This is a genomic window from Mesorhizobium sp. M0140, assembly GCF_040322475.1.
Lineage (GTDB): Bacteria > Pseudomonadota > Alphaproteobacteria > Rhizobiales > Rhizobiaceae > Mesorhizobium.
In genome coordinates this window covers 63,081-78,058 of sequence record NZ_JAMYTM010000020.1, presented here as the reverse complement: position 1 = coordinate 78,058, position 14,978 = coordinate 63,081, and the positions used below count along the sequence as shown (strand labels likewise).

The following is a 14,978-nucleotide window of genomic DNA, read 5'->3' as shown; positions in this document are numbered from 1 at the left end:
GAGTTCACTCCCCCGAATTTCGCGTCTCGGCGCTGATTTGTTACGTGGCCGGCGAAATAATGTCCAAGCCAAACTGCCGGCAAATCACGAAAGTTTGCTGCACACTGCGCGCCGATCGCCAGTGCGATATTGCCCCGCGCTCTTGTTCTTGAACTCAAGGCTTGGCGCCGAACATGGCATCCCGGAAAGACCTGAAGCCCTTTCGAACGGTCAGCTTCATTCGTCTGCGACGGTACTTGTTTCTCAGGCGGCCCAAGATCTGGAGATGTGTCTCATCGATATCCGGAGTGGATAGGGGATCGTTAGCATATGGCAGCTGTGCCAAGGCATCTGCATGCATGTTGGCGTAAGGCAACGAATCATATCTGTCGAAGGGTGTGGGAGGGTCGTTCAATACAGTGGGATTGGTGTTGATCTCGAAAACCTGGATGCGACCATCGACAATGGTGTAGTCGATCCTGCCATATGAGATCCCCGCCTTCTCGAAAATCGGCATCAGCTCTACCGCATGCGGATTGTCGCGCACAAAGGCGGTATGCTCGACCCGATGTTGCCCCGACATACCGCCTCCCTGTACCTTTATGAACCACTCCTTGCTGGCGAAGCAGTGTTGCGCATAACTGCGCTCGCCGATCCGATATGCCGAGTATTTTCGGTAGCTGCCATCGGCACCAGCCTTTGCTCCAAACTCCACCACCATGGGGCGAACAAAATTCATCGTACCCAGGTTCGAGAGCGCCTCGCCGAGTTCCGCCGGCGATTGCAACAGCGGCGGCACTTTATAAGCGGCGCCCGTCTCGTCACGCAGAAAGACAGGAAAACGCATTCCCGCCGGCAGAATTTCGGGTCTGTATACATTGAAATCATTGATGCCGTGCGCGAACAGCATACGCAATAGATCGAAACGCTGAAGGCTTTTTCGCGGATGGTTGAGTTGAAACAGATCAGGCTGCTGCGACTTCATTCGCTGGCTGAGATTGGAGCATGCTTCAATCTCTGCTTCGCTCAGTCGGTCCAAATCCGTCCAAAGAACGGTGCCTCTGGAAATCTCAAGCAGATGCGCCCGTTCGTCATAGGGGACAAAGCGCACAGAATCCTGCAAATCAGTTCGAAAATAGAGTAGCAGGCTTGCCAGGGTATAGGCATGCAAGCGATGGCAAACATAGAAGATCATGAGACAACCCGCCCCTACTCATGCACCCATCAACAGCTGGTATCAGAAAATTATCGATTCGATATCGCAATTACGAGCGGCCTTTCGACGATGAAGATGATCGTATTTCAACAACTTGTGGCAGACGACGTTCCGGGCATGGCCGCGATGGAGGCCGCAGCCTGGGGACGACTCGGTGCCAGCGAAAAAACAATTCACCACCGGCTTTCGCTCGGGCATACAATGATCCTGGCCATGGTTGAGAACCTTGTTGCAGGCGCGATCTGCTTCGTGGAAACCAGCCAAGATCCGCACGATACGGGAAGGTTCCCCAAGACCTTCTCCGCCTACTCTTCGCTTGTCAGGAGCCAACCTGCACGGTCACTCTACGTTTACAATCTTGGTGTGCGACCCGAATTCCGCGGCACCGACATGGCACGCCGCCTGTTGTCGCAAATGTCTGACTATGGCCGGCAGGTCGGTGCGCGTTGGTTGGTCGGCGACGGACGTTGCCCGTCCTACGCGGGAGCACAGGACGAGTTGCCCGACAAGGTTCGGCCGGATCCGGAATTTCGTCGGACCATCGACGATTGGCACCGGACCGGTGTCATGCCTTCGGTGGAATCAATAACGAGGGATCCGCTACTGCGGTTCTATAACCGTGTTCTCCGGTGCGAATTTCTACATCTCGCGTCCGATTTTCTACCTGAAGACATGAGTTCCGGCGGATTTCGCGTTATCTTTGCTGTCGATCTTGCCCGATGACAGATCAAGCTGATCTATTTGACCCCATTGCCCATGGCAGCGATGCGTTTCCCGAATTCGCCCGTCGTCGGAGTTCAGGAGGCGCCAGTTGGGGCAAACCTCCTTATCCCGAGGTCGGTGAAGCCTTCTACGTGTTCAGCCATGCGCTTGTTTCCCAGGCCTTGAAACACCCGCTGTTGCTGCAGGCACCGCCGGGCGCCTATCAGGAGGTCAGGCAAAAGATCAGCGCCAATCCGGCCCTGGACCTGTTGACCCGTTCCATGCTGCTGTCCGACCCGCCGCGGCACATGCGCCTGCGCCGCCCATTGGCTGGTTCGCTAAGCTTTTCCTCCAGCAATGGGCTGTTCGACCGGCTTGCGGCCAAAGCGTCGGAACTTACGCAGGCAGCTGTACAAAAACCGGAGTTCGACGCGGTTCGTGATATAGGCCTGCCGCTATCGTTTTCAGGCCTGGAACAGATCCTTGGTATCGACATGGACGATCCCTGGCGGATTGGCGCCGACGCACAGCTTATGGCCAACGCCCTGGAAATAAGGGCCGGAGGCGTAGACGAAGACGCAAACGATGCCTGCCGCCGGTTGGAGGCATGGGTATCCAGCGTGATAGAACACGGTGCTGTGCGCCCAAACGGTATTTCAGCTCAGATGCTTGCCGAAGTCGAGGCTGGCCGCTGGCTGAGAGACGATGTCATTGCAAACATCGTATTCCTGCTCTTTGCCGGGCAGGCGACAGTCGTCGATACCTTCGGCAATGCGCTGGTCGCGCTTGCACGCTTCCCAGAACAGCTTTCGCTGCTTGAAGATGGGAAAGTCAGTTGGTTTTCAGCAGCCGAAGAGCTGCTCCGTTTTTGCGCTCCGGTTCACTATGCCGGAGCGCGTATCGCCGCGGAAGATTTGCAGTTTGGTGGCGCAACCATAAAAGCCGGGCAGGCCGTCGTACCCGTGCTGGCGAGCGCCAATCGAGACATTTCTGTTTTTCCGGCGGGCGACCGGTTGGATTTGGGTTCCGGCATTTCGTCGGCCCTTGCCTTTGGCACCGGACTGCATGCCTGTCTGGGTCAACACGTCGCCCGGTTAGAAATGGCTGTACTGCTGGAGGCCTTGTTCACGCAGGCCAAAGGCTGGTGCTTGGATCTTCCCAGGGTCGTCAGGCGGCATTCGGTGCTTTTCCACGGTCTGCAAGCCGCCCCATTCATCCGGTCGGCCTATCAACCATCGGGTTGAATTCGGCACGCCATTCGCGTCACTTCATCACTTGGAATTGTGAGCCCGATATCAAGCGTTTGTGCTTCAGCGGCCGATTGAAGCAGATCACCAATGTTGACTAAGGCTGTCAGGTATCGGTAGGTGAGCCGGTGCCAACCGAACTTTAGGACAATGACATGAAATACGCTCTTTCCACCCTCGCCGGCGCCACCGCGCTGGCAATCATGCTGATCGCCAGCCCGTCGATGGCGGAAGATGATGGCATCATTGTCTACAACGCCCAGCACGAAAGCCTGACCAAGGCGTGGGCCGAAGGCTTCACCAAGGAGACCGGCATCAAGGTCACCGTGCGCAATGGCGGCGACAGCGACTTCTCCAACCAGATCGTCGCTGAGGGCACTGCTTCGCCGGCCGACGTGTTCCTGACGGAAAACTCGCCGGCCATGGTGCTGGTCGAGACGGCCGGCCTGTTCGCGCCGGTCGACGCCGACACGTTGGCACAGGTTCCCCAGGACTATCAGCCGGCCAGCGGCAAATGGGTCGGCGTCGCAGCGCGCAGCACGGTCTTTGCCTATAACAAGACCAAGCTGACCGCCGACCAGTTGCCCAAGTCGATGCTCGACCTCGCCGATCCGAGCTGGAAGGGCCGTTGGGCCGCCTCCCCGTCAGGCGCCGATTTCCAGGCCATCGTCAGTGCCCTGCTCCAGCTCAAGGGCGAAGCCGCTACCGCCGACTGGCTGAAGGCGATGAAAACCAACTTCACCGCCTATAAGGGCAACAGCACGGTGATGAAGGCGGTCAATGCCGGCGAGATCGAAGGCGGCGTCATCTATCACTATTACTACTTCGGCGATCAGGCCAAGACCGGCGAAAACAGCAAGAATGTCGAGCTGCACTATTTCAAGAACCAGGATCCGGGCGCGTTCGTCTCGATCTCCGGCGGCGGTGTGCTGGCCTCGAGCAAGCATCCGAAGGAAGCCCAGGCCTTCCTGAAATGGCTGACAGGCAAGGGCGGCCAGGACGTGCTGAAGACCGGCGATTCCTTCGAATACGCGGTCGGCAAGGGTGCGGAGTCCAACCCGAAGCTGGTGCCGCTCGTCGATCTGCAGGCACCAAAGGTCGACGCCACGACGCTGAACTCCAAGAAGGTCACCGACCTGATGACGGCAGCCGGCTTGCTTTAGTTGCCATTCGTCCTAAAAGGACACCCGACCACGCTCCCGCGGGAATTCGCCTTCCGCGGGAGTGATTTTGTTTTTCGAGATGGCATTCGTCGATGACGACACGCTGTGTTCCCGACCGTGATCGCGGTCCTTCAATTGCTGCCGCTGGACGGCAGCGGCACGGCGTCTGACCTGATGCAGTCCGCGGTTGATCTCGCGCGTTCGGGCCTGCCTTCGGGCACAGGCCGAAGGGCCCGGCGACGCGCACCGCTTTGGCTGGTCCTCGCCGCCATCTTCGTTGCGCTGCTGGCGCTGGTGCCGCTCGCCTTCATCATCTGGATCGCGGTGCAGACCGGCTGGGAAACCGTCTCGGCGCTGGTCTTCCGGCCGCGTGTCGGCGAGCTTCTGGTCAACACTGTCCTGCTGGTCGCGCTCTCCGTGCCGATCACCATCGTGCTGTCGGTTGCGCTGGCCTGGCTGACCGAACGCAGCGACCTGCCGGGCGCCCGGCTCTGGGCCTGGCTATGCGTGGCGCCGCTCGCCATCCCGGCTTTCGTGCACAGCTATGCCTGGATCACCATGGTGCCGGGACTGCACGGCCTGTGGGCCGGCGTGCTGGTTTCCGTGATCGCCTATTTCCCGTTCCTGTATCTGCCGGTGTCGGCGGCATTGCGCCGTCTCGATCCCGCCCTCGAGGACGCCGCCGCCGCACTCGGCCTTGGGCCCCGGCGCGTGTTCTGGCGGGTCGTGCTGCCGCAATTGCGGCTCGCCATCTGCGGCGGCTCGCTGCTGGTCGGCCTGCATCTGCTGGCCGAGTACGGCCTCTATGTCTTCATCCGCTTCGACACCTTCACCACGGCGATCGTCGACCAGTTCCAGTCGACCTTCAACGGACCGGCCGCCAACATGCTGGCCGGCGTGCTGGTCAGTTGCTGCTTCGTGCTGCTCGGCCTCGAAGTGCTGGTGCGCGGTGAGGAGCGCTATGCCCGCGTCGGCTCAGGTGCGGCGCGCCATCAGCAACGCACGAGCCTCGGACGCGCCACCATCCCTAGCCTGCTCTTGCTTGTCGTCACCACGCTTTTGGCGCTCGGCGTGCCGTTCGTCACCATCGGTGGCTGGCTTGCCGCCGGCGGCGCCGCTGTCTGGCGCCTGAACGAGATCGGCCTGGCGCTTGGGCAGACGCTGTTCCTGGCGCTCGCCGGCGCCTTGCTGGCCACGGTCGCCGCCATGCCGATGGCCTGGATCTCGATCCGCGCGCCGGGGCCGTTGCAGCGCCTGCTGGAGGGCTGCAACTACATTGTCGGCTCGTTGCCGGGGGTTGTCATTGCACTGGCGCTGGTCACCATCACGGTGCGCATCGCGCTGCCGCTCTACCAGACCCTGTTCACCATCCTGGTGGCCTATGCGCTGATGTTCCTGCCGCGCGCGCTGGTCAGCCTGCGGGCGTCGATCGCGCAGGCGCCGGTGGAACTCGAACGCGCCGCTTCCAGCCTCGGCCGGCCGCCGCTGCAGGCGTTGTGGTCGACGACGATCCGCCTATCGGCGCCTGGTGCCGCGGCCGGCATGGCGCTGGTGGCGCTCGGCATCATGAACGAACTGACCGCCACCCAAATGCTGGCGCCCAACGGTACCCGCACGCTGGCGATGGCGTTCTGGTCCTACAGCGGTGAGATTGATTATGCCTCCGCGGCACCTTACGCCTTCATCATGGTGGCGATGTCGCTGCCCTTGACCTGGCTGCTCTATGTCCAGTCGAAACGGATGGCCGGACGATGAGCTTTCTCGAAATCAGCGGCCTGCACAAGCAGTACGGCCCGGTGTCGGCCCTTGCCGGCGTCGACATGAACGTCGCCAGCGGCAGCCGCACGGCGATTGTCGGTCCTTCCGGCTGCGGCAAGACGACCCTGCTGCGGCTGATTGCCGGCTTCGAGGCGCCGGACCAGGGGCACATCACGCTCGACGGTACGATATTGGCCAATGGCGGCGCTGCGGTGCCGGCATATCGGCGAGGCATCGGCGTGGTGGCGCAGGATGGTGCCCTGTTTCCGCATCTGACCATTGGCGACAATATCGGTTTCGGCATGGGCCGCGGCGAGGACAAGCGCGCTGAGCGCATCGTCGAGCTCGCCTATATCGTCGGGCTCGACAAGGCGATCCTCAAACGCCGCCCGCACGAACTCTCCGGCGGCCAGCAGCAGCGTGTGGCATTGGCCCGCGCCATGGCGATGAAGCCCAGGCTGATGCTTCTGGACGAGCCGTTCTCGGCGCTCGATACCGGCCTGCGCGCCTCGATGCGCAAGGCGGTAGCCGAGCTGCTGGAAGCCGCCGGCATCACCACCATCCTGGTGACGCACGACCAGGCCGAGGCGCTGTCCTTCGCCAGCCAGGTCGCGGTGATGCGCGACGGCAAGTTCTCGCAAATCGGCACGCCGCGCGAGCTCTATCTCAAGCCGAAGGACAGGATGATCGCCGAATTCCTGGGCGACGCCATCATCCTGCCGGCCAAGATATCGAATGGCTTCGCCAACTCGCCGCTCGGCCGCATCGCGGTCGACACCAATGACAGCCGCGACATCGCCCGCATCATGCTTCGCCCGGAGCAGATCGCGCTGAAGAGAACGTCGCGCGAGGGCATGTCCGGCACCTCGGACATGCTGTTCGGCGAAGTGACGGAATCTGAATTCGCCGGCTCGATGTGCACGGTCGCGGTGCGGCTCTTGAACAATGCCGATCCGCCCGATGCGGCAGCGATCGGCAACACGCCGCTGGTCCTGCGCAAACCGGGCATGGACGCGCCGGCGGTCGGCGAGATCGTCCGACTGACCGTATCGGGAAAGGCGCATGTCTTCGCCTGAACGCCGTATGCGGTTAACCGACGCGCTTTCCTGCCTGATCGAACCAGTGCAGCTTTTCTGCCTTGGCAACCACGCGCAATTGGTTGCCAACCGTGGCGGTGGCGCGACCCGCGACACGCACGACGATGCGGTTGCCGCCTGCCGCACAGTGAAGGAAACTTTCGGCGCCTACCGGTTCGACTGCCTCGACCAGCGCCGGCAGGACGAGCGCGCCGGACGGCGCCTCCGCATTGAAGGTGACGTCGGCATCCTCGGGCCGAAAACCGAGGGTCGCAGCTCTTGCCTCCCGAGGCGCGAAAGCGATCGCCGTGCCGTCTGCGAGCACCGCGCCCGAGGCGCCTTCGGTCAGTGCCAGGAGATTCATCGGCGGCGCGCCGATGAAGGAAGCGACGAAGGTCGAGGCCGGTCTTTCGTAGACGTCGAGCGGCGCCCCCATTTGCTCGACCAGTCCGGCATTCATGACGACGAGAATGTCGGCCAACGTCATCGCCTCGAGCTGGTCATGCGTGACATAGACCGACGTGACGCCAAGCGAGCGTTGCAGGTTCTTTATCTCGACCCGCATCTGGCCACGCAATTTGGCATCGAGATTGGAGAGCGGCTCGTCGAACAGGAAAACCCTCGGGTTGCGCACAATGGCACGACCCATGGCGACACGCTGGCGCTGGCCGCCGGAAAGCTCCCGCGGGCGGCGGTCGAGCAGCGCCGAAAGTTCCAGTATTTTCGCCGTCGCGCGAACCCGGCTGTCGATCTCGTCCTTCGGCGTGCCGCGGTTGCGCAGCCCATAGGCCATGTTGTCGTAGACTTTCATATGCGGATAGAGCGCGTAGTTCTGGAACACCATGGCGATGTCACGCTCGGTTGGACCAATTGAGTTTACGATCTTGCCATCGATCGCAACTGTTCCCGAGGAGATGGTTTCGAGCCCGGCGATCATTCTGAGCAGCGTGGACTTGCCGCAGCCCGATGGGCCGACCAGCACGCAAAGCTCCTTGTCGGGAACTGCGATTGAAACGCCCTTCACGGCCTCGAAACCGCTGGGGTAGACCTTCTTCACATCCTTCAGATCGACGGTCGCCATCAGCTTCTCACTTTTCGGAATCGACCAGGCCGCGAACGAACCAGCGTTGCATCAGCACCACGACCAGGATCGGCGGCACGATGGCCAGCATCGCTGTGACCATGACCAGGTTCCATTGCGTATCGGCATCGGCGAAGGAGACCATCTTTCTGAGCGCGATGACGATCGTGTTCATGTTGCTGCTGTTGGTGACGAGCAACGGCCATAGATACTGCGTCCAGCCATAAATGAAGAGGATGACGAACAGCGCCGCGATATTTGTCCGCGACAACGGCAACAGGATATCGAAGAAGAAGCGCCACGGCCCCGCACCGTCGACACGCGCCGCCTCCACCAGCTCACCTGGAATGGTCATGAAAAACTGTCGAAACAGCAATGTGGCGGTGGCCGAGGCGATCAGCGGGATGATCAAGCCGGCATAGGTGTCGATCATGCCGAGATCGACCATCACCTTGTAGGTCGGCAGGATGCGCACCTCAACGGGAAGCATCAGGGTGATGAAGATCAGCCAGAAGAAGACCATCCGCAGCGGAAAACGGAAGAACACGATCGCATAGGCCGACAGGATCGAGATGAAAATCTTCCCCACCGCGATGCCGAGCGCCATGACCGTGGTGTTGAGCAGCAATCGACCGACGCTGACGCCGCCGATGCGACCGACACCGCCGAACAGCGCCTCGGTGTAATTGTTCCAGAACTGATCGCCGGGCAGGAGCGGCAACGGCGGCCTGAGGATCGTTTGCAGCGTCTGCGTCGAGGCAACGAACGTGTAGTAGATCGGGAAGGCAACGATCAATATGCCGAGGATCAGCACGGCGTGGGCGATGACGGTGCGGAGCGGTGACTGGCCGATCATCGCTCGCCCTCAGCCGTAATGGACTTTGCGTTCCACATAGCGGAACTGGATGGCCGTGAGCGAGATGACGATGACCATCAGGATGACCGACTGCGCCGCCGAGTCACCGAGGATCAGATTGACGAAGCCGTCATTGTATACCTTGTAGACCAGCGTCTCAGTCGTCTTGCCCGGACCGCCTCCGGTGACGGCATGGACGATGCCGAACGTGTCGAACAGGGCATAGACGGTGTTGACGACCAGCAGGAAGAAGGTCGTCGGCGCAAGCAGCGGGAAGACGATGGTCCAGAATCGCTTGGTCTCGCCGGCGCCGTCCATGGCCGCCGCCTCGATCAAGGCTTTCGGCACCGCCTGCAGGCCGGCGACGAAGAACAGGAAATTGTAGCTGATCTGCTTCCAGGCAGCGGCGGACACCAGCAGGATCATGGCGTGGGTGCCGTTGAGCAGTGGATCCCAGGCGATGCCGAAACTCCTCAGCATGTAGGCCAGCGACCCGATCGACGGGTTGAAGAGGAACAGCCACAACATACCGGCGATCGCCGGCGCCACCGCGTAGGGCCAGATCAAGAGCGTGCGGTAGAGACCTTTGCCGCGCACCACCTTCTCTGCCATGACCGCGAGCAGGAGCGCCACGCACATGGCGACGATAGCGGTCGCAAGGGAAAACACCACCGTGACCTTGATCGAGTTCAGGTAGGCCGGATCGGCAAGCACTTTCCTGAAATTGGCGAACCAGACGAACTTGGTCCTCAGTCCGAACGGGTCCTGCCTGAGCATGGATTGGTAGAACGCCTGACCGGCCGGCCAGTAGAAAAAAACGAGCGTGATGGCCAGTTGCGGCGCCACCAGCAGGTAGGGAAGGATCTTGTTGGGAAACACGACGCGAGGGGTCATGGAGCCACTCCGAGGTGATGAGGCGGGCGGCACGATGCGGCACCCCTCTTCGCCAAGATGGCTTTGAAGAGCGTTTCGGCGTTGGCATCATCGACCATTGGCGAAATCGCAAGGGACGGCAAAACTCCCCTCGCCGAGGGGAGATGCCTGGCAGGACAGATGGGCGCGCCGTAGAGCAAAGGACCTGCGCTCGCTCTAATTCCCCAGCGCTTCCTTGATCGCGGCGTTGCCACGCGTAACCGCATTGTCGAGCGCCTGCTGGGCGGTTTGCTGGCCGGCGAGCATCTTCTCGAACTCCTCGTTCTGGATATCGCGCACCTGCGGCAGGTTCGGCAGACGTACGCCCTTGGAATTGTCGGTCGGTGCCTTACCCGTCATCTGCAGGATCGGGGTCTCGCGACCGACGTTCTTGTCATAGAAACCGGACTTCTTGGTCGCTTCATAAGCCGCCAGCGTCACCGGCAGATAACCCGACTTCTGGTGCAGGTATTCTTGCACCTCGGTCTTCGACAGGTAGGCGAAGAAGGCCGCGACGCCCTTGTATTCCTCGTCGGATTTATCAGCGAAAACCCACAGGCTGGCGCCACCCGGCGTCGTGTTCTGCGGCGCGCCCTTGGCGTCGCTGTCATAGGGCAATTGGCCGATGCCGTAATTCATGCCGGACTTGACGATATCGCCAAGGCCGCCGGAGGATTCGGTCATGATCCCGCATTCGCCAGCGAGGAAGATCTGCTTGGCTTCGGAGGTGCGGCCGCCATATTTGAAGGTGCCGTCCTTGGCGAGGTCTGCGAGCGCTTGGAAATGGTTGACGAAAATCGGCGCATTGATCTTGAGCTCGACATCGCCGCCGGCCAGACCGTTCTGCTGGGTGGCCCATGACACGTCATTCCAGGCCGCGAAATTCTCCAGATGGATCCAGGTCAGCCAGGTCGAGGTGTAGCCGCAGGCGGCTGCGCCGCTCGCCTTGATCTTCTTGGCATCTTCCCACACCTCATTCCAGGTCTTGGGTGGGCTGTCGACGTCGAGACCAGCCTTCTTGAAGATATCCTTGTTGTAATAAAGGATCGGCGAGGAGGAGTTGTAGGGGAAGGAGAGCATGGTGCCGTCCGGCTTCGAATAATAGCCGACTATGCCTGGCAGATACTGGCTCTTGTCGAAGGTCATTCCAGCGCTGGTCAACACATCGGCTGCCGGCTTGATTGCGCCTTCGGCTGCCATCATCACGCCGGTGCCGACATCGAACACCTGCATGATATCGGGCGCCTGGCCCGCGCGGTAGGCGGCGATGCCGGCATTCAGCGTCTCGGGATACGTGCCTTTGAACACCGGAACGAGTTCATAGTCGCTCTGGCTGGCATTGAAATCTTTGGAGATCTTGTCGACAACTTCGGCATTGGCGCCAGTCATGGCGTGCCACCAACTGATCTGCGTGACAGCAAAAGCGGAGGTTGAGGAAAGCAGCATAAAGGTGGCGGCAACACCGGCCGCGAAGCCGAAGGACTTCATGTTTCATCTCCCGTTTGTCATTGGCGAAAGGGGCACTCCCGCAAAGGCAATATGTGTCGCTCGTGACCATCAGACAACGGTTTTGTTGCAGATCGACGAACTTCACCCTTTACCTCACGCCACCCTCGCCTCCGCTTGGAGACATGGAAAGCCACACGGTTAGCCGGCTTAGCGCGACGACAAGCGCGCCAGGAACTACCATCGGAACTGCCAAGCTGGCTTCGGCGTGTCAGCCCTGATTGCAGCCGCCGCAACCCGAAGAGACACGCCAAGGTTGCAGGCGACTTTATCGATCCCTCAACGGCAACGCGCTACTCAATCCTGCTGCCCTGTTTATTTCCAAAGATCAGGTGAAATAAAATGCTGACGGTCTACAATTGTATCGTCAACGAACACGATCTGAGACTGGTCGCACTTGCCGCGCTGATCTGCGGAATTTCCTGTTTCTCTGCCGTCAACCTGCTTCATCACATAAGCCGCTCCACCGATCGGAACCGGCTTGCCTGGCTGATGATCGCGGCCACTTCGACCGGCTTCGGCATCTGGGCAACGCACTTCATCGCCATGCTCGCATTCACACCGGGCATACCCAGTGCTTACGATCCCGCACTCTCCGTGCTTTCGCTCGCTGCTTCGGTCACTCTGACGGCAGCCGGCATGTGGATCGCCACCTTGCGGAATGAGTTCGATTATCATCTCGTCGGCGGCGCCGTGCTGGGCGGCGGTATCGCGGCCATGCACTACATTGGTATGGCGGCGTTCGAGGTTCAGGGCCGCATCGAGTGGAACCTGTTGCTTGTCGCCGTTTCCCTTCTGGCCGGCGTAACGCTCGCGGCGCTGGCGCTGCGTGTCGTGCAGCGCCGCCCCTCCATGAAGGCGACATCCGGCGGCGCGGTGCTGCTGACGCTGGCAATCTGCACCCTGCATTTCATCGGCATGGGTGCCGTCTCGATCTTCCCCGATCCCTCGATCGTCATATCCGAATACACGATCGAGCCGACCTCGCAGGCTTTCGCCGCCGCCGCCGCCACATTGGTGATCCTGGTCCTGTCGGCATCGGCGCTGTGGATCGATTTGCGCTTCCGTCGCCAGAAGCTCGAGGTCGACCGCATGCACGGCCTGGCCAATGCCGCCGTGGAGGGGCTGATCGTCTGCGACGGCAACCGCATCATCAGTGCCAATGACAGCATGGCGACATTGACGGGCATCGCAACAGCGACGCTGAACGGAATGCAGCTTGGCGATCTCTTCGGATCCGACATGTCAGGCTTCGGCGAACAGCCGCAGGAGGCCGAATTGAGCGGCCGCGATGGCACGAGCATTCCTGTCGAGTTGATCGCCAGGAGCATCGACTACTGTGGCAAGCCGCACAACGTGGTCGCGGTCCGCGACATTCGCGAGCGCAAGAAGGCGGAACAGGAGATCCTGCGGCTTGCCCATTTCGATCCATTGACCGGACTGGCCAATCGCCGCAGCTTTTCCGGCCGGCTGGAGACGGAAATTGCTGCGATGGGCCGCACCAGAAAAGGCGGCCAGCTTGCGCTTCTGCTGCTCGATCTCGACCGGTTCAAGGAGGTCAACGACCTGTATGGGCATGGCGCCGGGGACGCCATGCTGCAGAAGGTTGCGCATTGCATTACCGGCATCCTTCGCCAGGGACAGATGGTGGCGCGGCTGGGCGGCGACGAATTCGCCATCATCGCGCCGAACCTGACCGACCCGTTGGAGGCCGGCCGTATCGCCGACGCGGTGCTGACCGCCATGCGCGAGGAAAACCGGCTTTCTGTCGGCGGCGGCCTGGTGTCGGCCAGCATCGGCATTGCGCTTTATCCATCGGATGCCGAGAACCAGGCCAGCTTGATAAGCCACGCCGATACGGCACTCTACCGGGCCAAGACCGAAGGCAAGGACACCTATCGCTATTTCGAAGCTTCGATGGGGGCCGAGGCCCGCGACAAGCGCGTGATGGAGCACGAACTGCGCCAGGCGGTTGCGCGCCAGGAGTTCTACCTCGTCTATCAGCCGCAGAAGGAGATCAGCAGCGGAAAGATGGTCGGTTTCGAAGCGCTGGTCCGGTGGCGGCATCCGACGCGCGGCGACGTGTCGCCGAGCATATTCATCCCGGTGGCCGAAGACAGCGGAGCCATTGGCCAGATTGGCGAATGGGTGCTGACGGCTGCCTGCGAGGAAGCCGCCCGCTGGGAAAATCCGCTGACGGTGGCCGTCAACGTTTCGGCGGTGCAGCTCCACAACACGAATTTCAGCCGCAAGGTCCACGAAACCTTGCTGAATTCCGGCCTGGCGCCCGGCAGGCTCGAGCTTGAGATCACCGAGACGGCGCTTGTTAAGGACATGCCGCGGGCACTGGCCACCTTGCGGCAGGTCAAGGCGCTGGGCGTGCGCGTCGCCATGGACGATTTTGGTACAGGCTATTCCTCGCTCTCCAACCTTCGCGCCTTCCCCTTCGACAAGATCAAGATCGATGGCTCCTTCATCAAGTCCGTCGACAAGAACGGCCAGGTCGCGGCGATCGTGCGCGCCGTCCTGGGACTTGGACGCGGTCTCGGCCTGCCGGTTCTGGCGGAAGGTGTCGAGACGCTCGGCGAACTGAAATTCCTGGACGCCGAAGCCTGCGAGATCGGCCAGGGCTATTACATCGGCAGGCCAGCTCTCATCGAGGAATTCGGCGAGCTGACCGGTGTCGTCGCACCCGCTGTCGGCAGCAAACCCGCCACCTTGCGCGACAGAAGCGTTCTGGCCTTCGCACCCGCGCCTGTCCTCAATAGGGCTTAAAAACTCTCGGGCTTGAGTGCCGTCTCGATCAGCCGCCTGGCGTCCGGCCCCGACCATTCGGCCGGGCCGTTCATATGGGCGATCAGGCAGCCTTCGCCGTCGATCAGCATGGTAACGGGAAGGCCTAGCGCCAGGCCGCGCTTCTTGAGGTCGTTGAACAGCGCCATCGTCGAATCCCGGTAATAATCGAGCGTCGTGACGCCGGTATCGCTGAGGAACTTCTTCGGCTTCACATCGTCGCCGGCATCGACATTGACGGCGACCACTTCAAAGGCGTCGCTGCCTTTTTCCTTCTGCAGCGCATCGAGCGCCGGCATTTCGGCACGGCACGGCGCGCACCATGTCGCCCACAGATTGAGCAGCACCGTCTTGCCGGCATGATCGGCAAGCGTCATCGGCTTGCCGTCCGGGCCATTGAAGGCAAGGCTCTTCAGGGATTGTGGCGGATCGGCCGGCAAAAGTGCCGCAACCTCACCGGTGGCCGACGCCGCGACTTTCTTGGCGCGGTCGCTCTTGGCCGCGCAGGCGACATCGTCCTTGCTCTCACCCACGGCAGCTTGTGCCGGTGCATTGTTGCCAGACCGGCTCTCGCTGACATATACCGCGACCGCGCCCGCCAGCGCGCCCGCCACCAAGGCGGCGAGGATCAGGCGCGGGGTCGGGAAGAATCTACTACCGTCTGCCATTTTTTCAAAACTGCTCCGAAG

General features: G+C 61.3%; 12 protein-coding genes. 6 read left to right on the top strand and 6 right to left on the bottom strand.

Annotated features, from left to right (window positions below; all coding sequences use genetic code 11):
- Positions 1-154 precede the first annotated feature (154 nt).
- Positions 155-1,174 carry a hypothetical protein gene (locus NKJ37_RS20335; protein WP_352774811.1) on the bottom strand — a complete coding sequence of 340 codons (1,020 nt, stop codon included), beginning with the start codon at positions 1,172-1,174 and terminating at the stop codon, positions 155-157.
- On the opposite strand from NKJ37_RS20335, the gene NKJ37_RS20330 reads away from it, so the two are divergent.
- The 5 genes from NKJ37_RS20330 (at position 1,154) to NKJ37_RS20310 (ending at position 7,141) form a co-directional block, all read left to right on the top strand.
- Positions 1,154-1,918 carry a GNAT family N-acetyltransferase gene (locus tag NKJ37_RS20330; RefSeq protein WP_210164044.1) on the top strand — a complete coding sequence of 255 codons (765 nt, stop codon included), beginning with the start codon at positions 1,154-1,156 and terminating at the stop codon, positions 1,916-1,918. The genes NKJ37_RS20335 and NKJ37_RS20330 overlap by 21 nt on opposite strands.
- Complete coding sequence (locus tag NKJ37_RS20325; RefSeq protein WP_352774809.1) at positions 1,915-3,141, top strand: cytochrome P450; 1,227 nt, start codon at positions 1,915-1,917, stop codon at positions 3,139-3,141. The genes NKJ37_RS20330 and NKJ37_RS20325 overlap by 4 nt, the downstream gene beginning before the upstream one ends.
- Positions 3,142-3,299: 158 nt before the next feature.
- Positions 3,300-4,307, top strand: coding sequence for an iron ABC transporter substrate-binding protein (locus NKJ37_RS20320; protein WP_023811123.1), 1,008 nt, complete (start codon positions 3,300-3,302; stop codon positions 4,305-4,307).
- A 174-nt stretch (positions 4,308-4,481) separates the two neighbouring features.
- On the top strand, positions 4,482-6,062 hold the full coding sequence (locus NKJ37_RS20315) for an ABC transporter permease (protein ID WP_352723327.1): 1,581 nt from the start codon (positions 4,482-4,484) through the stop codon (positions 6,060-6,062).
- Positions 6,059-7,141 (top strand): ABC transporter ATP-binding protein, encoded by a 1,083-nt coding sequence (locus tag NKJ37_RS20310; protein ID WP_023811121.1) that lies wholly within the window; start codon positions 6,059-6,061, stop codon positions 7,139-7,141. Before NKJ37_RS20315 ends, NKJ37_RS20310 begins: the two co-directional genes overlap by 4 nt.
- 13 nt (positions 7,142-7,154) lie before the next feature.
- Here NKJ37_RS20310 and NKJ37_RS20305 read toward each other — a convergent pair whose 3' ends face one another.
- The 4 genes from NKJ37_RS20305 to ugpB all read right to left on the bottom strand — a co-directional run bounded on the left by NKJ37_RS20305 (position 7,155) and on the right by ugpB (position 11,478).
- On the bottom strand, positions 7,155-8,222 hold the full coding sequence (locus NKJ37_RS20305) for a sn-glycerol-3-phosphate import ATP-binding protein UgpC (protein WP_352612768.1): 1,068 nt from the start codon (positions 8,220-8,222) through the stop codon (positions 7,155-7,157).
- A 7-nt stretch (positions 8,223-8,229) separates the two neighbouring features.
- Positions 8,230-9,078 (bottom strand): sn-glycerol-3-phosphate ABC transporter permease UgpE, encoded by an 849-nt coding sequence (gene ugpE, locus NKJ37_RS20300; RefSeq protein WP_023811119.1) that lies wholly within the window; start codon positions 9,076-9,078, stop codon positions 8,230-8,232.
- Positions 9,079-9,087: 9 nt separating this feature from the next.
- Positions 9,088-9,972, bottom strand: a complete 885-nt coding sequence (ugpA, locus tag NKJ37_RS20295; RefSeq protein WP_023811118.1) for a sn-glycerol-3-phosphate ABC transporter permease UgpA — start codon at positions 9,970-9,972, stop codon at positions 9,088-9,090.
- A 195-nt stretch (positions 9,973-10,167) separates the two neighbouring features.
- Positions 10,168-11,478, bottom strand: coding sequence for a sn-glycerol-3-phosphate ABC transporter substrate-binding protein UgpB (gene ugpB / locus NKJ37_RS20290; RefSeq protein ID WP_023811116.1), 1,311 nt, complete (start codon positions 11,476-11,478; stop codon positions 10,168-10,170).
- A gap of 360 nt (positions 11,479-11,838) precedes the next feature.
- Between ugpB and NKJ37_RS20285 the strand changes: the two genes are divergently transcribed.
- Entirely contained in the window at positions 11,839-14,271 is a 2,433-nt protein-coding gene (locus tag NKJ37_RS20285; protein WP_023811115.1) for a sensor domain-containing diguanylate cyclase, read from the top strand.
- Here the strand turns inward: NKJ37_RS20285 and tlpA are convergent.
- Positions 14,268-14,957, bottom strand: coding sequence for a thiol:disulfide interchange protein TlpA (gene tlpA / locus NKJ37_RS20280; RefSeq protein ID WP_352774806.1), 690 nt, complete (start codon positions 14,955-14,957; stop codon positions 14,268-14,270). The genes NKJ37_RS20285 and tlpA overlap by 4 nt on opposite strands.
- Positions 14,958-14,978: the final 21 nt, after the last annotated feature.